Origin of the sequence: Deinococcus frigens DSM 12807 (assembly GCF_000701425.1) — a bacterium.
GTDB lineage: Bacteria > Deinococcota > Deinococci > Deinococcales > Deinococcaceae > Deinococcus > Deinococcus frigens.
In genome coordinates this window covers 1-21,232 of the sequence record NZ_JNIW01000059.1, presented here as the reverse complement: position 1 = coordinate 21,232, position 21,232 = coordinate 1, and the positions used below count along the sequence as shown (strand labels likewise).

23 protein-coding genes and 1 pseudogene are annotated in these 21,232 nt (G+C 66.0%); 16 read left to right on the top strand and 8 right to left on the bottom strand.

Going from position 1 to position 21,232, the window contains the following annotated elements:
• Window positions 1–286 (bottom strand): annotated as a pseudogene (locus Q322_RS22665) (transposase); the annotation flags it as partial.
• A 149-nt stretch (window positions 287–435) separates the two neighbouring features.
• Here Q322_RS22665 and Q322_RS0116310 point away from each other — a divergent pair.
• A complete protein-coding gene (locus tag Q322_RS0116310) occupies window positions 436–2,022 on the top strand; it encodes a S8 family peptidase (protein ID WP_029478949.1) in 1,587 nt (528 codons plus the stop codon).
• A gap of 98 nt (window positions 2,023–2,120) precedes the next feature.
• On the opposite strand, the gene Q322_RS0116305 is transcribed toward Q322_RS0116310, so the two are convergent.
• A complete protein-coding gene (locus Q322_RS0116305; protein ID WP_029478948.1) occupies window positions 2,121–2,606 on the bottom strand; it encodes a YbaY family lipoprotein in 486 nt (161 codons plus the stop codon).
• An 86-nt stretch (window positions 2,607–2,692) separates the two neighbouring features.
• Here Q322_RS0116305 and Q322_RS0116300 point away from each other — a divergent pair, with 86 nt between their 5' ends.
• On the top strand, window positions 2,693–3,337 hold the full coding sequence (locus Q322_RS0116300) for a DNA-3-methyladenine glycosylase family protein (protein ID WP_029478947.1): 645 nt from the start codon (window positions 2,693–2,695) through the stop codon (window positions 3,335–3,337).
• Window positions 3,338–3,424: 87 nt separating this feature from the next.
• Here Q322_RS0116300 and Q322_RS0116295 read toward each other — a convergent pair whose 3' ends face one another.
• Complete coding sequence (locus tag Q322_RS0116295) at window positions 3,425–4,087, bottom strand: flavin reductase family protein (RefSeq protein WP_029478946.1); 663 nt, start codon at window positions 4,085–4,087, stop codon at window positions 3,425–3,427.
• Window positions 4,088–4,121: 34 nt separating this feature from the next.
• Between Q322_RS0116295 and xseB the strand changes: the two genes are divergently transcribed.
• Together xseB and Q322_RS0116285 are read left to right on the top strand one after the other, a co-directional pair.
• On the top strand, window positions 4,122–4,343 hold the full coding sequence (gene xseB, locus Q322_RS0116290) for an exodeoxyribonuclease VII small subunit (protein WP_029478945.1): 222 nt from the start codon (window positions 4,122–4,124) through the stop codon (window positions 4,341–4,343).
• A 59-nt stretch (window positions 4,344–4,402) separates the two neighbouring features.
• Complete coding sequence (locus Q322_RS0116285; RefSeq protein ID WP_029478944.1) at window positions 4,403–7,033, top strand: DEAD/DEAH box helicase; 2,631 nt, start codon at window positions 4,403–4,405, stop codon at window positions 7,031–7,033.
• Between the two features lie 9 nt (window positions 7,034–7,042).
• Here the strand turns inward: Q322_RS0116285 and Q322_RS0116280 are convergent, their stop codons facing one another.
• Window positions 7,043–8,215 carry an aminotransferase class I/II-fold pyridoxal phosphate-dependent enzyme gene (locus tag Q322_RS0116280; protein ID WP_029478943.1) on the bottom strand — a complete coding sequence of 391 codons (1,173 nt, stop codon included), beginning with the start codon at window positions 8,213–8,215 and terminating at the stop codon, window positions 7,043–7,045.
• A gap of 120 nt (window positions 8,216–8,335) precedes the next feature.
• Here Q322_RS0116280 and Q322_RS0116275 point away from each other — a divergent pair, with 120 nt between their 5' ends.
• Window positions 8,336–8,545 carry a hypothetical protein gene (locus tag Q322_RS0116275; RefSeq protein ID WP_029478942.1) on the top strand — a complete coding sequence of 70 codons (210 nt, stop codon included), beginning with the start codon at window positions 8,336–8,338 and terminating at the stop codon, window positions 8,543–8,545.
• A 177-nt stretch (window positions 8,546–8,722) separates the two neighbouring features.
• Here Q322_RS0116275 and thrB read toward each other — a convergent pair whose 3' ends face one another.
• Window positions 8,723–9,634: a homoserine kinase gene (gene thrB, locus Q322_RS0116270; RefSeq protein ID WP_029478941.1), complete on the bottom strand. Its 912-nt coding sequence runs from the start codon at window positions 9,632–9,634 to the stop codon at window positions 8,723–8,725.
• Between the two features lie 432 nt (window positions 9,635–10,066).
• Between thrB and Q322_RS0116265 the strand changes: the two genes are divergently transcribed.
• The 4 genes from Q322_RS0116265 to Q322_RS0116255 all read left to right on the top strand — a co-directional run bounded on the left by Q322_RS0116265 (window position 10,067) and on the right by Q322_RS0116255 (window position 12,469).
• The gene (locus tag Q322_RS0116265) at window positions 10,067–10,336 is read left to right on the top strand and encodes a GlsB/YeaQ/YmgE family stress response membrane protein (RefSeq protein WP_029478940.1); all 270 of its coding nucleotides are present in this window, start codon (window positions 10,067–10,069) and stop codon (window positions 10,334–10,336) included.
• A gap of 221 nt (window positions 10,337–10,557) precedes the next feature.
• Window positions 10,558–10,989, top strand: a complete 432-nt coding sequence (locus tag Q322_RS24630) for an AfsR/SARP family transcriptional regulator (protein ID WP_245593288.1) — start codon at window positions 10,558–10,560, stop codon at window positions 10,987–10,989.
• Entirely contained in the window at window positions 10,923–11,330 is a 408-nt protein-coding gene (locus Q322_RS24625; protein WP_245593290.1) for a bacterial transcriptional activator domain-containing protein, read from the top strand. Before Q322_RS24630 ends, Q322_RS24625 begins: the two co-directional genes overlap by 67 nt.
• Before the next feature lie 35 nt (window positions 11,331–11,365).
• Window positions 11,366–12,469, top strand: coding sequence for a DUF4357 domain-containing protein (locus tag Q322_RS0116255; protein ID WP_029478939.1), 1,104 nt, complete (start codon window positions 11,366–11,368; stop codon window positions 12,467–12,469).
• A gap of 3 nt (window positions 12,470–12,472) precedes the next feature.
• Here Q322_RS0116255 and paaI read toward each other — a convergent pair whose 3' ends face one another.
• Window positions 12,473–12,838, bottom strand: a complete 366-nt coding sequence (gene paaI / locus Q322_RS0116250) for a hydroxyphenylacetyl-CoA thioesterase PaaI (protein ID WP_029478938.1) — start codon at window positions 12,836–12,838, stop codon at window positions 12,473–12,475.
• 129 nt (window positions 12,839–12,967) lie between these two features.
• On the opposite strand from paaI, the gene Q322_RS0116240 reads away from it, so the two are divergent.
• The 4 genes from Q322_RS0116240 to Q322_RS0116225 all read left to right on the top strand — a co-directional run bounded on the left by Q322_RS0116240 (window position 12,968) and on the right by Q322_RS0116225 (window position 16,009).
• The gene (locus tag Q322_RS0116240) at window positions 12,968–14,020 is read left to right on the top strand and encodes an NAD(P)/FAD-dependent oxidoreductase (protein ID WP_029478937.1); all 1,053 of its coding nucleotides are present in this window, start codon (window positions 12,968–12,970) and stop codon (window positions 14,018–14,020) included.
• The gene (locus tag Q322_RS0116235; protein WP_029478936.1) at window positions 14,013–14,867 is read left to right on the top strand and encodes an HpcH/HpaI aldolase/citrate lyase family protein; all 855 of its coding nucleotides are present in this window, start codon (window positions 14,013–14,015) and stop codon (window positions 14,865–14,867) included. Before Q322_RS0116240 ends, Q322_RS0116235 begins: the two co-directional genes overlap by 8 nt.
• A gap of 69 nt (window positions 14,868–14,936) precedes the next feature.
• Window positions 14,937–15,593, top strand: a complete 657-nt coding sequence (trhA, locus tag Q322_RS0116230; RefSeq protein WP_029478935.1) for a PAQR family membrane homeostasis protein TrhA — start codon at window positions 14,937–14,939, stop codon at window positions 15,591–15,593.
• A gap of 71 nt (window positions 15,594–15,664) precedes the next feature.
• Entirely contained in the window at window positions 15,665–16,009 is a 345-nt protein-coding gene (locus Q322_RS0116225) for a DUF705 domain-containing protein (protein WP_029478934.1), read from the top strand.
• Here Q322_RS0116225 and mnmA read toward each other — a convergent pair.
• Complete coding sequence (gene mnmA, locus Q322_RS0116220; RefSeq protein WP_029478933.1) at window positions 15,999–17,159, bottom strand: tRNA 2-thiouridine(34) synthase MnmA; 1,161 nt, start codon at window positions 17,157–17,159, stop codon at window positions 15,999–16,001. The genes Q322_RS0116225 and mnmA overlap by 11 nt on opposite strands.
• Before the next feature lie 130 nt (window positions 17,160–17,289).
• Here mnmA and Q322_RS0116215 point away from each other — a divergent pair, with 130 nt between their 5' ends.
• The 3 genes from Q322_RS0116215 to Q322_RS0116205 all read left to right on the top strand — a co-directional run bounded on the left by Q322_RS0116215 (window position 17,290) and on the right by Q322_RS0116205 (window position 20,584).
• Complete coding sequence (locus tag Q322_RS0116215) at window positions 17,290–17,667, top strand: response regulator (protein ID WP_029478932.1); 378 nt, start codon at window positions 17,290–17,292, stop codon at window positions 17,665–17,667.
• A gap of 52 nt (window positions 17,668–17,719) precedes the next feature.
• Complete coding sequence (locus Q322_RS0116210; RefSeq protein ID WP_029478931.1) at window positions 17,720–20,107, top strand: transglycosylase domain-containing protein; 2,388 nt, start codon at window positions 17,720–17,722, stop codon at window positions 20,105–20,107.
• A gap of 69 nt (window positions 20,108–20,176) precedes the next feature.
• A complete protein-coding gene (locus Q322_RS0116205) occupies window positions 20,177–20,584 on the top strand; it encodes a penicillin-binding protein (RefSeq protein ID WP_415831235.1) in 408 nt (135 codons plus the stop codon).
• 325 nt (window positions 20,585–20,909) lie between these two features.
• Here Q322_RS0116205 and Q322_RS0116200 read toward each other — a convergent pair.
• The coding region (locus tag Q322_RS0116200) for a transposase (protein ID WP_034418848.1) at window positions 20,910–21,232 on the bottom strand (323 nt) is incomplete at its 5' end.

Here is a 21,232-nt window from a genome sequence, read left to right as displayed (position 1 = left end):
CGCGCAGGGCACGGGTGACGAGTGGACTGTAGATGCTGGTGGGGTCGATGGCTGGATTCTCCAGCCACCGACGAACGCGGCGTTCGCTGCTTTGCGCGAACGTGGCACGGGAGTGGATGTAGGGGAGCCAGGCGGGGATGGAGCTGCACTGGGAGAGCAGCAGTCCGGTGACCATCCAGGCCAGTGTGTGGGCGTTGCGGACGTCATTCCACAATCCACTCTGGAGGTGGGCGAGGACGGCTTGATAGAGTCGGGGCGCGTCCCCGGTAGCATTTTCGGTTGTCACAGACAGAAAGTGTCCCCTACCGGGGACGCTTTCTCATACTTTGTGTCAGGCCGTCAGGATTGAGCGCAGAACCTTCTCTTCTTCATAGGGAACCGGTTCTGATGTTCAGGGTGGCCGTGTGGTCTGGGGCCTTTCCCCGGAGGTTTTGCATGAATGGACGCACCACGGTTGGCCTGCTGCTCCTCACCCTCACCCTCGCCGCCTGCGGCAGCCAGAGCAACGCTCCGGGCAGCGCGGCGGCTCCAATGGCGTCGGACACCCAGGACATGACCCTGGGCGCGGACGCTCCCTCGCAGCGCAGCCGCGCCCAGGCCCCGCTGCTGGGCACCCGCAACCCGGAGGCCATCCCCGGCCAGTACATCGTGGTGCTCAGCCAGGGGGCGGGCAGGGTGACGGCGCAGGCGCTGGACGCCCAGAGCGCGGGCGGATTGATCCGTGGCCTGGGGCTGGACCCACAGGGCGTCAGCATCCAGAACATCTACTCGCAGGCGCTGAGCGGCTTCTCGGCCACCCTCAGCGCCCAGAACCTGAGCAGATTGCAGGCCAACCCGGACGTGAAATACATCGAGCAGGACGGCGTGATGCACGCAACAGCCACCCAGAGCGGGGCCACCTGGGGACTGGACCGCATCGATCAGCGGAGCCTCCCGCTGGACGGGAATTACACCTATTCCACCACGGCCAGCAACGTCAAGGCGTACATCATCGACACCGGCATCAATACCTCGCAGACCAACTTTGGTGGGCGGGCGGTGTGGGGCACCAATACCACCGGGGACGGCACCAACAGCGATTGCCAGGGCCACGGCACCCATGTGGCGGGAACGGTGGGCAGCGCGACCTGGGGCGTCGCCAAGGGCGTGCAACTTGTGGCGGTCAAGGTGCTGAATTGCAGCGGCAGTGGCTCGAACTCCGGTGTGATCGCGGGCGTGAACTGGGCGCTGAACAACAAGTCCGGTCCCGCCGTGGCGAACATGAGCCTGGGCGGCGGCTTTAGCCAGGCGGTCAACGACGCGGTGAACAATGCGGCGGCCCGTAATCTGGTGATGGTGGTGGCGGGCGGCAACGAGAATCAGAACGCCTGCAACGTGTCTCCGGCCAGTGCGGCCAGCGCCATCACGGTGGGGGCCACCACCAATACCGACGCGCGGGCCAGCTACAGCAACTACGGCTCGTGCCTGGATCTGTTCGCGCCGGGCAGCAACATCACCAGCACCTGGATCGGCAGCACCACCGCCACCAACACCATCAGCGGCACCAGCATGGCAACGCCGCATGTGGTGGGTGCAGTGGCCCTGATCCTGGCCGTCAACAGCTCGGCCAGCACGGCCACGGTGACCAGCACCCTGCTGAACAACACCACGCCGAACAAGGTCACCGGCGCAGACACCGGCAGCCCCAACAAGCTGCTGTTCACGGGATCTGGCAGCACCCCGCCCCCGCCCACGACGGGGACCACCACCTACACGGGTTCGGTGAGCAGCCGCAACAGCGTCTACACCACAGGCTTCAGTTACGCGGGCGGCAGTATCCGGGGCGTGCTGAGCGGCCCCAGCGGCACCGACTTCGATCTGTACCTGCAAAAGCAGAGCGGCGGGCGCTGGGTAGACGTGGCGTCCAGCGAGGGTTCGACCAGCAATGAGAGCATCACCTACAACGCGGGGAGTGGCAGCTACCGCTGGGAGATCTACGCCTACCAGGGCAGCGGCAGCTTCACGCTGACCGAAACGAAGTAGGGAAACGGGACAGAAGTGGAAGGCGGGCAGCTCGATTCAGGAGCTTCCCGCCTTCTATATTGCATTTTTCACATTGCACCTTTGACAGTGAATGCTGGTCAGGGGGCCATGACCGGCACATTCAACGTGACCCGCATGCCGTCCGGCAACGCCGTATCCGGGCTGGAATACAGCACCCTGCCGCCCCTGTCCACGATGACGGCCCGCACCGCGTATTGGTGCGCGCTCTTTAGGCGCACCGGGTTGTAAACCATCTGGTACGGCGTGGACAGACGCGTGGTGCTGAATTTGATGTCCACCAGCGACTTGGCGGTGTTCAGGTCCACCAGGCTAACCGTGATCTGGCTGCCCGCAGGCAGGCGCAGGCCCTCGCCGGGACCGGTCACGCGGCCCCTGACCTCGCGGTAGCCGCTGGGAATGGATTCGCGCTCGTAATCGTCGGTGGTGCTGGATGCCGGAACGGTGGCCGGGGGCCTGACGGGCGTGAGGGTCACGCCGCCGATCCGGGTCTGGGCCAGGGCAGGGGAGGCCAGCAACAAGCCGGAGACAGCGAGGCCGAGGGCAATGGAAACGAATCGGTTCATCGGTCCATGCTGAAGGATAGAACTCACCGATTTGTAAGCGAGAATCAATTTGACCGAACTGGCTCTCCGGCCCGTCCTCCACACGGATGCGCTTGAATGGGGCCGTGCCCTCCTTCACGCCTCCGCTACTCCATCATGCCGCCGCCGCCGCGCACCTGAGCGGCGATCCCACCATGCAGGAGCTGATCGCCCGCAACGGTGAATTACCGGTACTGACGCCCACGCTGGACCCCTTCGCCACCCTGATTCGCAGCGTGAACGGTCAGCAACTCAGCGTCAGGGCCGCCGCCAGCATCCACGCCCGCCTGCTGCAACGTCTGGGAACGCTGGACGCCGGGACGCTGTTGCAGACGCCCGCTGAAGACCTGCGCGCGGCGGGCCTGTCATGGGCCAAGGTGCGGACCGTGACCGCCATTGCCGGGGCCGCCCACACGGGCGCGGTGGACTTTGCCCACATCGCCACGCTGCCCGACGAGGCGGTGGTCGCCGCCCTGATTCCCCTCCCCGGCATTGGCCGCTGGACCGCCGAGATGTTTCTGATGTTCGCCCTGGCCCGCCCCGACGTGTTCAGCATCGGCGATCTGGCGCTGCGACAGGGGCTGGCACGGCTGTACCCGGAGAGGGCGGCAGACGAGGTGCTGGCCGCGTGGACGCCGTACCGCACGCTGGCCGCCCGCTACCTGTGGGCCGACAACCACCGGGTCAAGGCTGGCGGGGAGCCGCTTGGGTGAAAGGAGTTCTGATCTTTTTGCCCGTCGCCACTTGTGGGGGAGGCTGGGAGGGGGCCACCACGCAGCCCACCATCAGAAACAAGTCGCTCAGTTTTCCGGACCTTCCCGCTCCTGCCACTCCGCATACGTCATCCGCCCGATCTCGAACCCGTCGCGCGTGCGGGCGTAGCCGCCGCGCCCGCCCATCCGCCCGATCAAGTCCAGCGCCGCCGTATCCACATGGTACTTTGCCTCCTCCAGCACGGCGTCCGCGCGCAGTGTTACGCCCAGAACCTGACCCAGGATGATGCGGGTCTTCCCGATCTGAATCGTCTGCACTTCCACGCATTCCAGGGTGGCGGGGCTGAGGCGCACACGTGGCACGGCAATTTTGACGCCGGGTTCCAGCCCGACGTCCAGTTTCGTGGCCTCGGCCATGCCGTGAGGAAAGTCGGTGGCGCTGTCGCTCATGACCTGCGACAGCTCAGCGCTCACCAGACTGACGCTGAATTCGCCGCCGGACGCGATGTTCAGCGCCGTGTCCTTGGGTGTGCCGTCCGCGCGGTCACCGGGGGCAAAGGCCACGATGGGCGGATCGGACCCCATCAGGCCAAAGAAGCTGTACGGGGCCAGATTGGGCACGTGGCCCGTATCTAGCGTGCAGACCCAGGCGATGGGACGCGGCACGACGGTGGCGGTCAGCAGCTTGTAACGCGCAGAGGCGGGCAGGACGGTCAGGTCAAAGTGTTTGAAATCAGTGGGCTGGGCCATTGCGGCAGCCTAGCGGGCGCTAGCATGTGGGGCCATGAGCGCCGATACACCCACCGCCTACCGCAACGCCTACGCCCGCCTGTCGCGCATCGCCGCCGAACTGGAAACCGGCGAGGCCGATCTGGACCGCGTGCTGCCGCTGCTGGAAGAGGCCCGCGAGGCCTACGCGCAATGCCGGGAAAGGATTGAGGCTGTGCGCGCCGTGCTGGCGGGGGACTGGGCAGACGGTGGAGAGGCAGAGGAAGACGAGGAGTAGCGGCGAAGACTTGTACCATGCACTTTCCTTCCCGCCGAACGCGCCTAAACTAGGCCCCGATGCTGCCCGCCCGTTCCCCGTTCGCCCGTCTGGAGGGGTTCTTACGCGACACCCTGGGCGGCGGCGCGACGCGGCTGCACGAGGAAGAGGCGGCCCCCGCCCGCACCGTGGGAGTCGGCGAGTTGGGCTGGTCCCCGGCGGTGGTGCGCGGCTTCGGCTTTGATCAGGTCTACGCCCACCAGGCCGCAACCTACCGGCTGATGCGCGACGGCCAGCACGTCATCGTGACCACGCCGACGGCCAGCGGCAAGACCGGGGCCTTTTTCCCGGCGGTGTTTGACCGGCTGGAACGCGATTCAACCGCAACCGCGCTGTTCGTCTATCCACTCGTGGCGCTGGGGCAGGATCAGCGCGACAAGCTGCTGGCCTTCAAGGCACGTGGCGGCTTCGGCTGGGACATCGGCGCGTTCCAGAGCAGCGCGCAGGCCGCTGACGCTTTTGCTGACGGCGTGCGGATGGTCACGGCCACGCCCGACAAGCTCCACTGGTCACTCACGCATCCCCGCGTGCGCGAGTTTCTGAAAAACCTGTCCTTTATCGTGCTGGACGAGGCCCACACTTACCGGGGCGGCTTCGGGTCAGAGGTGGCCGGGATGTTGCGCCGCCTGCTGGAGCTGTCGCGGGCGCTGGGGGCCAACCCGCAGGTGGTGCTGAGTACCGCCACCATCGGCAACCCCGCCGAATTTGCCCGCGAGCTGATCGGCGTGGATGCGGTGGAAGTATCTGAATCCGGCGCGGCCAGGCCCGGCAAACGCTTTTATCTGGCGGATCACAGGGGGCAACCTCGCCGCTTCTGGAACGCCGTGATGGACGCCAGCGTGCGCTATGACCTGAAGGTGCTGGCCTTTTTCCGGGGCCGCAGCCGGGCCGCGCGGCTATACGGCACCTACCGCACCCAGCCGCAGTACGCCCGTCACGCCCACCTGTACATGGCCGGAACCAGTGACCGCGAGGGCCGCCTGACCGAGTTCCGCCGCGCGGGCAGCGGCGTGATGTTCGCCACCAACGCGCTGGAGGCCGGGGTGGACATCGGGGACCTTGAGGTGGTCATCATCGACGGCTATCCGGGTTCGCGCATGGCCTTCCGGCAGATGGCGGGCCGCGCCGGGCGAATCGCGCCGGGGCTGGTGCTGTACCTGCCCGCGCTGAACGAACAGGGCGTGCCGCAGCCCGCCGACGCCTTTTACAGCAACTCCGGCAATTTTCTGGAGCTGCTGACTGGCCCCATCGAGAAGGCGGTGGTGGAGGCGGCCAATCCTTACCTCTCGCCCCGGCACCGCGCCCGCCAGAACGAGGAATACGGCGCGGCAGGGTTGCCGGGGCCACATCTGGCTGCGGTGGAAACCCAGAAATACTGGAACCTGCGCGGCGAGGGCAGCCTGAAATACGCCGTGGTGGAGGCTGCCGACTGGGATAGGCTGGGCGCAAAGGCACTGGACGCCCCGCTGGAATCCCCCAGCCAGCACTACGCCCTGACCGAGAAGCACGAGGGCGCGGTCTTCACGCTGGACGGTCAGGGCTACAAGGTGCTGCGCTGGGAGAAGCACCCCGCCGGAACCGCGATTGTGGTGGAGCGGTACAGCGCCGAGAACCTGTTCACACGCGGCCTGTACAGCATCGAGGTCACGCCTGGCCAGATGACGCCCTGGCAGCGGCGCGGGCCGCTGGCGTACCGGCACGGCGAGGTCAGCATTCGCCGCCGCTACACCGGCTACCAGATGCTGCGGCAGGTCTTTGAACGTGTCTGCGTGGGCTGTGACCGCGATCCCGGCCCTGCCGAACGCACCTGCGCCCGCTGCGGGGGCCGCATTCAGGACCGGATGCAGGACCACAAGCTCTCTGAACACCTGTACGACGCGCCCACCGAGCTGCCGCCCTTCCGCACCAGCGCGCTGGAAATCGGGCTTGATCCGCGGTCTACCGAGCGGCCCAGCGCGGTGGCGCATACCCTCAAGCACCTGCTGCAAAAAGTCACTCCGGAGCGGGTGGCCTGCGACGAGAACGATCTGGCCGGGGCCTTCCGGGGCGGCCACGACGCCTATTTCTTCCTGTACGACGACTGGCTGGGCGGCCTGGGCGTGTCGCGCCGCGCCTATGAGCAACTGGACGATCTGCTGGTCCGCGCGCTGGCGCTGTGTTCCAAGACGTGTTGCAAGAACGCGGAGGGCTGTTACGAGTGCATCGCCGTCTCGCGCTGCTATTCGCCGTATCTGCCGAGCGGGGAGCGCCGTCCCACCGACAAGCACGCCACCCGGCTGTTCCTGGAGAACCTGCTGGGTGTGCAGGCCACGCCGGAAGCCGAGGCTGCCGCGCCCGAACCCCTTCCCGAACTGGCCCCGTCGTGGCCCCTCCAGGCGCGGGAACTGCTGGACCTGCACGGCCTGTCCCTGCCCGAAGTCAGCGCCCGATTGGGCATTCCCAGCCGCGAACTGCAACGCGCGGTGAGCAGCACCCAGCCACTGCGCCTCCACCACGCCAAATTCGGTGACGGCGTGTTCATGGGCGGCTTCCACCAGGGCGACAGGCGCGAGGTCTTGGTCTATTTCCCCGGTGTGGGGCAGAAGCGGTTGCTGCTCAAGTTTGCGGGGCTGAGCGTGATTGAGCGCGGGCCGGGAGTGGGGGCGGGATAAGCTGCCGCGCTATGTTCCGCTGCTGATCTTTCCCCTCACCGCTACCCCTGCCAGCCTCTGCGCCGCCGCCACCAGAACCTCCGGCGGCTGCACCAACGCAAAGCGCACGAAGCCCTCGCCGCGCGCTCCAAACGCCCGTCCGGGGCTGACCACCACGCCGGATTCCTCGGCGGCGCGCACGGCGTAGGCCACGCTGTCGGTCAATCCCGGCACCTGTGCCCAGGCATACATGCTGGCCTGGGGCCAATGGACTTCCCAGCCCAGACCGCGCAGGGCGGGAATCAGGGCGTCGCGGCGGGCCTGGAAGACGGCGGCCCCGGCCCGGCCCACCTCATCCGGCAACCCCAGGGCCAGGGCGGCGGCGCGTTGAATCCCCAGATAAGGGTGAAAGTCGACTGCACCCTTGACTCGGGCCAGCGCGGCAATGGCTCCGGCGTCCCCGGCGGCAAAACCCACCCGGAAGCCGCCCATGTGGTGTGTCTTGCTCAGCGAGTGCAGCTCCACCACCCCGCCTTGACCCGCTTCCAGGGCGCTGGGGGCGCGGTAGTCGCCGAAGGTCAGCTCGGCGTAGGGGTGATCGTGAATCAGGAGGGTGCCGCGCGCCCGGCACCACGCGGTGGCCTCCGTAAAGAATGCGGCGTCTGCCACCGCCGAAGTCGGGTTATTGGGGTAGTTAAGCACCAGGGCGCGGGGCTGCACCTCGTCTGGAACGGCCTTCAGATCGGGGAGAAAGCCGCATTTGGGCCGCAGGGGCAGCGGCACGGTCCTGAGTCCGGCCACCGCCGCCGCGCCCAGATACGGCGGATAACCGGGATCGGGCAGTAGCAGGGTGTCGCCCGGATCGGTGACGGCCAGCAGCAGATGCGCCAGCCCTTCCTGTGCGCCGATCAGGGGCAGCACTTCCGTTTCCGGGTCTGCCCTCACCCCGAAGCGGCGCAGCAGGTAGGCGGCGGCAGCTTCCCGCAGCGGCGCAGTGTCGCTAAACAGCGGGTAGCGGTAGGTCAGCGGATCGCGGGTGGCCTGGCGCAACGCCTCCAGCACGGCTTTTGGTGGCGACTGATCGCTGCTGCCGATGCTCAGGTCAATCACATCCAGCCCACGTGCACGTGCCCGACTTTTCGCCGCGTCCATCAGCGCAAACACACTGCCCGGCACGTCGGCGGCCCGTGATGACATCCACATGCCGGGCAGGCTAGAGCATCCGGCGGTGGGGCGTCTGGACTTTTAGAGGTTCAGACCGCGTCTAAAGAACCTCCCGCCCCGTCCTCACGCCTGCCCGCCCCCGCCCCGCTAGCGTGGAGCATGCAAATCAGCCGCACGATGAGCCTGGACCCCATTCTGGAGCGCATGGGCCGCGAGGCCACCAGCCTGCGCGAGGCCGAGGCCATGCGCGAGGTGCTGGCCGAACGTTACGACGGTCAGGACGTGACTGCCATCAATGAGCACGACTGGCTCCAAGCAGTGGGCAAGATGGAGCAGATCAAGCAGACGGGCAACGCGGGTATGGAATAGAGCATTTGTCCGAATTACAGCATCGAAAAAAGAGACTCCCAATGCTTCCATTCTCCCAAATGCTCGGCAAAATTCACTCACTGTCTTGGGCAGAACAGACGCCCGCGAGGACGCTTGCCCGCCCGTTCGGTCAAAAGTGAAGAACTCTTTTGACAAATGCTCTAGGGGAGAGCAGACTCAGCCGCCGCGCTCGATCAGCGTTCCCCGCGTGTCTATCGGGAAATCCATCACCCGTCCGTTCAATCCGTTCCTGGCCATTACGCCGTTCAGGTAGGTATGCAGCGGCGCGGTGTCTTCGCGGGTGTCGTGGAAGCACAGCACCGTTGGCCCCGCGCCGGACAGGGCCGCTCCCAGTGCGCCGTGCCGCCAGGCGTCGTCCAGAATGTCGCTCAGGCCCGGCACCAGCGGCGCACGCCAGATCTGGTGGATGTAGTCCTGCATGGCGTGCCGCAGCAGATCTAGGCGGCCCTGCGACAGCGCGGCGGCCAGCAGCGCGGCGTGGGACAGCGCATGTACGGCATCTGCCCGGCTGTACTCGCGGGGCAGTACGGCGCGGGCCTTGCTAGTGCTCAGCTCGAAGTCGGGAATCAGCACCGTGACACCCAGATTCGCGGGCGGGTCCAGGCGCACGTAATGCGTGCCCAGCTTGTCCAGCGTCGCCACCACGATGCCGCCGAACAGCGCCGGGGCCACGTTGTCGGGGTGGCCTTCCTCGCGGGCAGCCACGTCCAGCACAGCGCCGCTATCCAGCGGGCAGCCCAGCAGCTCGTTGGCAGCCACGATTCCGGCCACCAGAGCGGCGGCGCTGCTGCCCAGGCCGCGTGCCAGCGGCACCTCGGTGGTAATTTCCACGCGGGCGGGCGGCAGCTTCTGGCCGGTGCGTCTGGCCACCAGCAGCATTGCCTGGTACACGTAGTTGCTCTCGTCGGCGGGCGTGCCTTCCAGCTCCGGCCCGTGCGGCACCACCTCAGTCACTTCGCCGGGCGTCACCCGCAGGGTGGTGTACAGCGGCACGCTCAGGCCCAGGCTGTCGAAGCCGGGTCCCAGATTGGCGCTGCTGGCCGGGGCGCGCACGGTGAAGGCGGTCATGGCGTCGGTGGATCATTGGGTGTGAGGGGTGCGGGCATCACGGTGGGGCCTCCAGAAAAAGTCGCGGGGCCACGGTGGACCGGACGGTGAATGCGCCCATGCTAGCGGCCCCCGGCCCAGCAGCGGACGCGCAGGTAAGACAAATGGCCAGGACCTTTGCTGAGACCTGCGCCAGGCCCTGCGCCGGGACATGCGCCGGGAGTGCCCCTACTGCCGGCCCCCTCAACGATCAAGGCACTGTCAGAAAGGAGGCGACAGAGACGCTTTCTGAGAGAACTGCTTTAGCGGACTTGAATAGTCAGGCATTTCACCTTCGTCCCGTCTTTAGAAAGTATGTTCTATCTCAATTACGAGGGGTGTGCGGTTTCATGCTTCACCCACAACGAGCGTTGAACGTTGGAAATCTAACGACTCAAACAGGAGGTCACGAACATGGGTTGGATCATTACTATTCTGGTAGGTGCACTTTGCGGTTGGCTGGCAAGCATGATCATGAACACCAACGCGCAGCAGGGCGCAATCGCCAACATCCTGATCGGGATCGTGGGCGCGTTGCTGGCCCAGTGGGTCTTCGCGGGACTGCTCAACATCGGCGGCGCGACTGCGGCAGGCGGCGGCTTCAGCTTCTGGAGCATCATCTGGGGCGTGGTTGGTAGCGTGATTCTGATCGCCATCCTCAAGGCGCTCAAGGTTCTGCGCTAAACTCCCTCTCCAACTTCAAGCCTTCTCTCCAACTTCCCGGACATCCCAGTGGTGTCCGGTTTTGTGTGTGCCAGCCGTGCCAGAGTAAGAAAAATATCCCCCGCGCGGCGTCCCTCTGCGATCCCAGGGGACACCTGCCTCGCCCCAAAATGTCATGATTGATACGAAAGGGGGAGACCAGCAGGCCTCAAGAACAGATCGGCGTTACTGCGCCAGCCTCTATGTCCCAGCGTTACCTGCTGCGCTCGTTGGGCAACGTGGACGTGATCGTGGACGGGGTGAGCGTGGTGTGGCCCGCCCGCAACGCCGAAGAATTGCTGTGGTATCTGCACACCAACCCGCAGGGCCGCTACCGCCACGACATCCTGGCGCAGTTGTGGGATCTGGAGGACACTCCCGCTGCCGCCAACCGTTTCCGCGTGGCCCTGCACCGCCTGCGTGCCACGCTGGGCCGCCCCGACGCGGTGCAGGAGGAGGGGGCCGCTACACCTTGCACCCGGACCTCCAGGCCGCCAGCGACACCCACGCCCTGCACCGTGCGCTGGACGCTTCCAGGGGCAGCACAGAGCCGCGCCAGCAGGAAGAATTGCTCAGGCAGGCCCTGGCCAGCGCGGACGGCGAGTACCTGCCGCACCTTCAGGGCGAGTGGGTAGAGGCCACCCGCAGCCAGCACCGCGCCGCTGTCGTCGAGGGCCACCTGACCCTTTCGCTGCTGCACTGTGCCGCGCGCGAATGCCCGCTGGCCGCCCTGTCCCTGTTGCGCGCCGCCGACGCGGACCCGCTGATCGGCGAGGACCACCACCAGCGTCTGATGGTCTGCCTGACCATGAACCGGGGCAAATACGCCGCCATCGAGCATTACTGCCGTTACCGCCACTACCTGGCCGAGGAAGTCGGCGACACCCCCATGCAGGACACCGTGGATTTGGCCGAGCGGCTGAAAGCCGATGAGCGTCCCTGCGATCACGGGCCGTACATGTTGACCGGGAAATAGTTAGGAAAGCGCGCCGCTGCTAGACTCTTTCTCAGATGTCAGGCACTCAGGAGCGGATCAGAGAGGCAGTCGAGGCCATTCAAACGTGGCTGATCAGCAGCCCCAATCCTGGCGAGGCCATCGTTCGGCAGGCGATTGTGCTGAGGCTGCTGCACGCCGCTGGATTCGACATCTGGAACCCGGCAGAGGTGGTGCCGGAAGAAACCAACGCCACGGGCAACCGCTCGGATTTTCTGATCCGCACCGGGGCGGGCAAATTCGCGCTGGAAATCAAGGGCATGAACATCACGCTGGGGGCGCAGCAGTTTCAACAGGCGTCCACCTACGCGGTCAACGAGGGCACCCGCTGGGCCATTGTGACCAATGGGCGCGTCTGGATCGCCATTGACGAACACCTGCCGGGCAGGTGGGAAGAGCGGGTGGCCCTGAAACTGGAACTGGGGCAGGAGGGCCACACCTTTGCCGACGATCTGGCCGCCCTGCTGGACGCCGGGATGTGGCGCGCGGATGGTTTCGCTGGAGCGGTGCAAGCGATCAAGAGCCGCCAGCAACAGCGGCTGGACGAGGCGCGCATCCTGAAGGAGAAAACGCCGCTGATTCACAACTTCCAGCGAGAACACGATATCGGCTCGTTCGAGAGTGCCGTTAAGTTGGCGACGCAACTCGGCACTATTACGGAAGCCGAGCGGGACGTACTGCTGGGGATGCCGACGCAGAACATGGCACCAGCGAAGTCCTCTCCTCCCCTCATGCAGAGGCCTCATCCGGATCAGGAACCTCAGCCGTCCATGCACAAAGCACAAGACATCCACTTCACCTACTGCCTGTTTGGGGCCGAGGCTCACGCTGTTTATCGGCCTGTGGACGGCACTTGGACGGTAAAGGCGGGAAGCACCGCCCTCAACCGTTTGCTAAGCGATGAGGGCACCAATGCGAAAGGTATCAGCGCCCGCAGGCGGAGCGGCTTGAAAAATGGGCAGCTCGTCAAAAAGTCCGCTGAACTTCTGGAGTACGTGGCTGACGTGACCTATAAAAGTGCCAGTACGGCGGCTATAGACATTGCTGGAGCTTCTCGAAATGGTTGGGAGTGCTGGAAAGATTCTGAAGGGCGTCCAGCCCAACATCACCGCCCAGAATAACCTTCAATCTTCCCGCACCCGCCTCGAAACCGTGCCCATAAACAGCGCCAGCACCTCGCCCTCCTCGCCGCGCCGGATTTCCACGCGGTAGGTGGCCAGGGTGCGGCCCACGCGCTCCGGGGTGGCGACGGCCACCAGCTCGTCGCCCACTGTCGCCGCGCGGAAGAAGCTCAGGTGGGTGTCCACCGCCACCGCCTGCGCCTCCAGATTGCTGATCACCGCGAACGCCTCGTCGGCCAGACTGAAGATCAGGCCGCCGTGCGCGGTGCCATGCATGTTCAGGCCGGCATCGGTAACAGATGCGCGGACGCGGGTGCGCTCTGGCGTGGCCTCCAGCACGGTGAACCCCAGCAGATCGGCGTAATTCATGCGGGTAAGCTAGTGCATGGCGCGTTACCCTGGACGGCATGAAACGGCCTTTGAAGTTCCTGCTGGCGCTGCTGCCCTTCCTGCTGATGTCAAGTGCAGCGCGGCCCCTTAAACGAAAGAAGGCCCGCCGTGCCGGGTAAGCCAGACGTGCTGATCGTCGGCGCGGGGCTGGCGGGGCTGGCGCTGGCCCATGATGTGCAGCGCCGGGGCCAGAGCGTGCATGTGCTGGACAAGTCGCGTGGAGTGTCGGGCCGCGCAGCCACCCGCCGTACTCCGCCCCCGGCAGCTCAATGTTCAGAGGCACGGCTGGACCACGGCGCACGTTACTTCACCGCCCGCCACCCCCGCGCCGTGGCATTGGCCGAGGGCGGCGTCAGGGCGGGCTGGAACCGCGTCTGGACACCGGGTTTCGCAACTTGGGACGGGGGAGAGGTCACGCCGCCGCCGCAGGACGGCCACCCCCGCTACGCCCCGCCCGCCGGAATGAACACTCTGGGCCGGGAACTGGCGCGCGGGCTGGACGTGCAGACTGGATTGGAGGTGAGCAGCCTGGAACGCCTGCCCGGCGGCTGGCGTGTGCATTCCCGTGACGGCGTGGCGGGTGAGGCCGCGCGGCTGGCGCTGAACCTCCCGGCCCCGCAGGCGCTGGCGTTGCTGGAATCGCTACTGCTGGACGGCGCGGATGATCTGGAGGAAGTAAAGGCCGCCGCCGAGAAGATGCGCCGCGTGGACTACGCCCCGTGCTGGGCGGCGGGCGCGGTGCTGGAAACGGATATCGGGGCCGACTGGCCCGCCCTGAGTCTCAAGGGCCACGGCGTGCTGGACTGGATTGCCCGCGAACACACCAAGCGTGCGGAAGGCCACCCGCCCGCGCTGATGCTGCAAGCCTCGGCGGCGTGGTCCCGCGCCAATCTGGAACGCCGCCCCGAGGAGGTGTTGCCTGAACTGCTGGCAGCGGCGGCGGACGTGCTGGGCGAGGAGATCAGGTCTGCCCACGCCTTCGCCCAGCGCTGGCGCTACGCCACTCCCGAACGCCGCGCCCCCGGCCCCTGCTTCTGGGACGTGGGGACGGGGCTGGGCCTGTGCGGCGACGGCTTTACCCCCGACGATCATGGCCCGCGCGTGGAGGCCGCCCTGCTGAGCGGCTGGGCGCTGGCGGCGCGCATGGGCGGCAATGACTAGGCCATTACGTTCCGTACTCTATGTCCCTGGCGATAAACCCCGCGCCATCGAGAGGGCACGCACCCTGGCCGCCGACGCCGTGATTCTGGACCTCGAAGATGCCGTCGCGCCCGAACATAAGGCCCAGGCCCGCGAGAACGTGCGTGCGGCGTTGCTGGCGGGTGGCTGGCGCGTGCCCGTGCTGGTGCGGGTCAATGGTCTGGGCACCGACTGGGAACACGAGGACCGCGAGATGGCGCTGCTGTCGGGCGCGTCCGGGCTGGTGCTGCCCAAGGTCGAGGACGCCCGCGCCGCGCAGGAGCTGTCGCTGGGCCGCCCGCTGTGGGCCATGATCGAAACGCCGCTGGGCGTCTTAAATGCTCTGGCCATCGCCGCCGTGCCGGGGGTGGCGGGCCTGCTGGTGGGCGCGAACGATCTGGCCCGCGCCCTGCGAACGCGCCCGCACCCCCAGCGCCTGCCGCTGCTGCACGCCCTCTCGGCGGTGGTGCTGGCCGCCCGTGCCCACGGCAAGCTGCCGCTGGACGCCGTGTTCAACGACGTGCGTGACCCGACAGGCTTTGCCCGCGAATGCGAGGGGGGCCGCGCGCTGGGCTTCGCCGGAAAGACCGTGATCCACCCGGACCAGATTGCCCCCGCCAATACCGCCTATGGCGTCACTGACGAACAGGCGGCACAGGCCCGCGCGCTGCTGGACGCCTGGGCAGAGGGCCGCGCCGCAGGCAAGAGCGTCGTGACTTACGGTGGCGCACTCGTCGAGGGGATGCACGCCGACGAGGCGCAGGAGGTTCTGTCGCTATGGACGGCCAATCAGGATTCAGTCATTGACAGATCGGACCGCAACCATTGACCATTCCAGCCATATTTGAACTGCGTCCAACACCACCACGCCCGCCGACAGGAGGCGTAGCCTGAACCCATGAAGCGCCTCCTCCTCGCCCCACGTGAACCCGTCAACGCCCTGACCCACTGGGGCGGCGCGCTGGCGGCGCTGATCGTGCTGGGGCCGCTGCTGTGGTGGGCGCACTCGCGTGGGCTGGCGCTGTGGCCCTTTGTGGTCTTTGGGGTCAGCATGGTGGCGCTGTATTCGGCCAGCGCCAGTTACCACTCGTTTGGCCGCACCGAGCGCAGCATGTTGTGGCTGCGCAAGCTAGATCACGCGGGCATCTTCCTGCTGATCGCGGGCAGTTACACCCCATTGGCGTACTTCGGCCTGCATGGCGTGTGGCAGACCGTGGTGCTGTGGCTGGTCTGGGGCATTGCTTTAACCGGCATCGCGCTGAAGCTGATCACCATGCGCCTGCCGCGCTGGGTCAGCACGCTGCTGTACGTGGGCCTGGGCTGGCTGGCGGTGATCTTTCTGCCGCAACTGACCCACAACCTGCCTCCCGCCGCGATCTTCTGGCTGGCGGCGGGAGGCCTGCTGTACACGCTGGGCGCGCTGGTCTACGGCACCAAGCTGTTCGGCCCACGCGAGAAGGGCTTCTGGCGGCACTGGGGCTTCCACGAGGTCTGGCACCTGTTCGTGCTGGGCGGCACCACTGCACATGTGGCGATGATGTTCAGCCTGCGGTGAGTGAATATTCCCGGCCCTGCCCTCTCCTGACCGGGAGGGCTTTTTGCTGGCTGTGGATGTAGATTTTCACCATGACGGCAAATCTGGTCCCTCTGGTCATTTACGTTGATGTCGATGAAACGTTGATCAGAAATTACGGCAAGTCACGCATTCCGATTCCGGCGGTGATTCGCCATGTTCGCGCCCTGTACGAGCAGGGCGCAAAACTGTATTGCTGGAGTTCGGGTGGCGCGGCCTATGCCCGTCAGAGTGCCAGAGAATACGGACTGGAAGACTGTTTCCAGAGTTTTCTACCAAAACCACAGGTCTTTATCGACGATCAGCACTTTTCCGACTGGAGACGGCTGGTGCATGTCCTCCCCGTCGGCTGCGGCGATCAGACGGTGGAGGACTACCGGGCCGCTCTCAAGCGTTGATTGGTAGTGCTGGCGAATCGGACACTTCCGGCAATTCCCGCGCGTGGTCATCGATCAACCCGCCGCCCAGCAGGCGCGGCCCGCTGTACAGCACCGCGCTCTGGCCGGGGGCGACGGCAAACTGCGGATCGTCGAACTGGAGTTCAAAACCGTTCTCGTCGGCGTGCAGTATGGTGGCGCGCACCGGCCTGGTGCGGTAGCGCACCTGCACCTCTACCTCGCGCGGCAAGTCGGCCAGATCGCACAGGTAATTTGCGCCCGACGCTTTCAGGCCACTCCACAGGCAGTCCTCGTAATCGCCCACCCAGACGGTGTTGGTCTGCGGGTCCAGGTGGACGATGTGACGCACCTTGTGCGACTGGTACAACCCCATGCCGCGCTTCTGGCCCAGGGTGTAGAACTGGGTGCCCAGGTGATCGCCCACAATCTCGCCGGTGGCAATCTCGCGGATCGACCCCGTCGCCTGCGGCAGATGTTCGGCCACGAAGTCCTGCACCTTGCCCGGCACGAAGCAGATGTTCTGGCTCTCGGGCTTGCGGGCGGTGACCAAGCCGCGCTCCTCGGCGATCTCGCGCACGCGGGGCTTTTCCAGCTCGCCCACCGGAAACAGGATGTATGGTAGGGCGTCTCTTGGCGTGCCCCACAGGAAATAGGTCTGGTCCTTGCGTGGGTCGTCGCCCCGGTGAAATTCCACCGAAGCTCCGTTGTCCACGCGCTTGACGTAATGCCCGGTCGCCACGTAGCGGCAGCCCAGCAGCTTGGCCTTTTTCACCAGCTCGTCGAACTTGACCTTGGTATTGCAGTTGACGCAGGGGTTGGGTGTGCGGCCCTGCGCGTATTCCTCAATGAAGGGGCCGACGATATGGCGCTGGAACTGCTCGCGGTAGTCCAGCAGGTAGAACGGCACACCCACCTGCTCGGCCACGCGGCGGGCCTCGTAGGCGGCGTCGGGCGAGCAGCAACTGTCGAAGGTGTCGGTGCGCTTGTCGTCGGGCCAGAAGCGCATCATCGCGCCCACCACGCTGTATCCGGCGTCTTTGAGCAGCGCCGCCGTCACGCTGCTGTCCACGCCGCCGGACATGGCACACAGCACGCGCTCGCCAGTGGGAGGCGCTCTGTGGGGTGCTGTTGTAAAAAGAGAAGCGGTCATACCAACCACAGACAGTAGCAGCCGCCCACCCACAGCGCGGTGAGTGCAGCGGCAATTGCAGGGGTCATGGAGGAAGAATGCCGCCCAGGTTCATTTTTTTTCATAGCGGCTGCACTATCATGCCGGGCATATGCCGTATACCATCCTCGTCGCAGACGATGAACCAGCCATCCGCACCATGCTGGAAGTCATCCTGTCTGCCGACGGACACGAGATCGTGGCGGTGCCCGATGGCAAGGCGGCGCTGGATTACCTGCGGGACCACACCCCAGACGCCATGCTGCTGGACATTCAAATGCCGCACATGGACGGCTTCGAGGTCTGCTCGCGGGTCAAGCGGGTCAAGCGGCTGCGCGACACGCCGGTGCTGCTGCTGACCGGCTTTGACGACGACCACACCCGTGACCAGGCCAAGCTGGTGGGCGCGGACGACATCGTGTACAAACCGCTGTCCGGCAAGAACCTGCGCGGACGCGTCAACCAGCTCGTCACGGCCCGCCGCCCGTAACGCCCCGCCGCCCGCAACGGTCCGGCCACCTCATTTCCGTGGAGATGCTCGCATGATCTTTTTCGTCCGTTTCCTGAAGTTCCTGACCTCGTTTCTGATCGCCGCGCTGATCGCCGGAACGGGCGTAGCGGCCACCTACGGCCTGAAGTGGTGGCGCGAGCTGCCCGATTACCGGCAACTGGACAGCCTCTCGCTGGGTGCGGAAACCAGGGTCTTTGCCCGTGACAACGCGCCGCTGGGCAGCCTGATTCCCAAGATCGGCGAGCAGGCCATCAGCCGCACGCTGGTCAATCTGGACGAGATCAGCCCCTTTATGGTGGCCGCGCTGGTCAGCAACGAGGACCGGCGCTTTTTCGAGCATTACGGCATCGATCCCTACGGCCTGGGGCGGCAGGTGCAGCGCTTGGCGGCGGGCGACAGCGTGCAGGGCGGCAGCACCCTGACCAACCAATTGATCAAGAACACCCTGCTTGACCAGCGCCGCACCCCGGACCGCAAGATCAAGGAGTGGTTTCTGAGCGTGCAGGTCGAGCGCAGCTTTACCAAGGCCGAGATCCTCCAGAACTACCTGAACACCATCTACTGGGGAGACGGCGGCCCCGTCGAGCTGTACGGCATCTACTCGGCGGCCCAGGCGTACTTCCGCACCACCCCCAGGGCACTGACGCTGGCCCAGAGCGCCTATCTGACGGTGCTGGTGCCCCGCGCGGGCCGCTACTTCGATTACAAGGCCGTGCGCCCCCTGATGAAAACGCTGCTGTCGCGCATGGTGGACGACAGGTGGATCACCCAGGCCCAGATGGACGCAGCCTGGAACGAGGACCTGCAACCGCGCGGCTGGAAGGTGCTGTACGACGCGCAGGGCCGGATCACCAGCGCCAAACTGGTGGACCGCACTCAGAAGGAGCTGAAGGCCGTGACCACCGTGCGCTACCCGCAGTTCATGGGTCAGGTCGAGCAGGAACTGGTGCGCCGTTTCGGGCGCGATAAGGTCTACGGCAGCGGCGGACTGCGGGTCTATACCACCGTGGACCCCCGCATCCAGGCCGCCGTGGAAACCGCCAGCAAAGAGGCCACCGGCCTGCCCCCCGGCGCGACGCTGGGGGCCACCATCATCGATCCGTTTAGCGGCGAGGTGCTGGGCATGATCGGGCAGAAGCTGAACGGGGACAAGCCACCCGCCGCGTGGAACAACGCCGCGCAGGGCCAGCGTCAGATCGGTTCCACCATCAAACCGCTGCTGTACACCACCGCCCTGTCTACCGGCCTGACCCAGGACCACCGCGAGGACGACAAGCCGATCACCTTTCCCTGTGCCACCTGCAAGGACGGCGTGTACGCGCCGCAGAACTTTGAGGGCAACACCACCTACCGCAGCATGACCATCCGTGAGGGGCTGGACCGTTCGCTGAACCTGGTGACGGTGCGGCTGGCAGACCGCATCGGCCTCCAGACCTTTTTTGGCAAGCTGCGCCAACTGGGTGTGCCGCCGCTGGACGGCACCGGGCTGGCGGCGGCCCTGGGCGCGGTGGAAACCACCCCGGTCAAGATGGCGGCGGCCTACGCCCCCTTCGCCAACGGCGGGCTGTACCGCGCGCCCCGCTACATCACGCGGGTGACCACCGCGCGCGGCGAGGTGTTGTACGACGACGGCCTGAATCCGGTCAAGCCCGGGCGCGTGTGGACCCCGCAGATCGCCTGGCTGGGCCTGGACATGATTCAGGGCGTGGTCAATGACCTGACTGGGGCGCAGGGCGGCCTGGCCTGGCCGGCCAAGTTCGGCGACTGGCCGGTGGCGGGCAAGACCGGGACCAGCAACGGCCCCAAGGACTTCTGGTTCGTGGGCACCACGCCGCTGTACACCGGGGCGGTGTGGGTGGGCAAGCAGCAGGGCGGCGACATGCCAGAGCGCGGATACTACTCCGGCCTGGTCAACGCCCCGATCTGGCGGCGCATGATGGAACTGGCGCACCAGGATCAGACCGTGCGCGCCTTCAGCGAACCTCCTGGCATCCAGTACACTGACGCCCCGGACCCCGGCTACCTGCCCGGCGTCAGGCTGGCCGTGCTGGACCCCAATTTCCGCAACGCCGCCGACACCGCCCTGCAAAATGACGCCCCGCCCCCGGCCAGGTACACCGAATCCCGCTACAAGGCGGCCTACAATGATCCGCGCACCGTGCTGATCGACGTGGACCGCACCACCAACCGGCAGGCCACCGAATTCACCCCGCCGGAAAATATCGTGCGGCGGCGCGTGTACATCGAGCAACTGCCCGCCTATGCCCCTGACGGCAGCCCCGCCCCGCTGACGGACCAGACCGCCGATCCCGCCGCCGTGAAGGCCGTGAAGAACCAGAGCGCCGTGCCGCAGATCCCCGCACCCAAGGAAACTGCCCCGAAAGACCCGGCCCCGAAGCCTGCCACACCTTCAAACTGAGTCCCATCTGGAGCCGTCCTCACCGCCCCGTCATGCAAACTGGCGGGGCGGCGGGGCATGATGGTTCACATGAGCCACCGACATGCCCCGCTGCTAACGCTGCTCCTTGCGCTGGGAACGGTGCCGTCCCTGAATGTCGCCGAGGCCCGCGTGCGCCTGGGCGACACCCTGCCCGCCCACCCCTGGCAGGCCAGCGCCGAAGCCAGTGGCCGCGAGGTGGTGGTGGTCTACAGCCACGACTGCGGCGATCTGGGGGCGCTGTGGCAGGCGGTGATGGACAGCGATCTGCCCGTGCGGGCCGTGAACGCCGAGGGCACGCCCTCACCCGCCCCGGCAGGCGTCAATCCCTGGCGCGGCGATGGGGCTACCGCCTTCGCCCGCGCCCTGAAGGTCAGCGCCTACCCCACTGTATTGCTGGTGCAGGGGGACCGGATTCTGAACGCCTGGGAGGGGGATTTCACGGGGAAGCTGGAGTAATGGGATGGGGCCGCACGCCGAAGCCAAAATGCCGCCGCAGATGCCGCTTTTGCTGGTGCGGTTGCTAGAGAAACCCCGTTTAGGGCCTGATCCCAACCGCAAAAAGCTTGTGTGGGACGGGGACAAGACGGATCTATTTGCTCCTCAACCTGAACAAGCCATGTCTTCTACCCGGCTTTGAATCGCCTCCTGCGCTCAAGGTGCAGCACATCGCAGAGACAGCTTCTGGCTGTAGAACCTCACAGGCTCAGCAAAATGGCAGTGCCGATCTACAATACGCGCAAAACGCTCTCCCAGACGGCCCAAAAGCTGGTTCGCTCAAGCCCTATTGATCGCGGCATAAATTAGAGTCCATCAAGCGGCGCGGCAACTGGATGTATCTGACGCGCTGCCAGGCACCGACCAGTTTCTCCTTGAGGACGGTGACCGAACGGGCACAGAAATTCCCCAACACATTTCGTTTGACGTACGCCCACACGAGCTCAATTGGATTGAGCTCTGGCGCGTACGGTGGCAAGTACACCAACGACAGGCGTTCGTGGATCTCCACGAACGCCTGAACCATCTTCGCCCGATGGATACCCGCATTGTCCAGAATCACCACGATCTTCCCCTGGATGTGACGCAGGAGATGCCGGAAGAACGCGA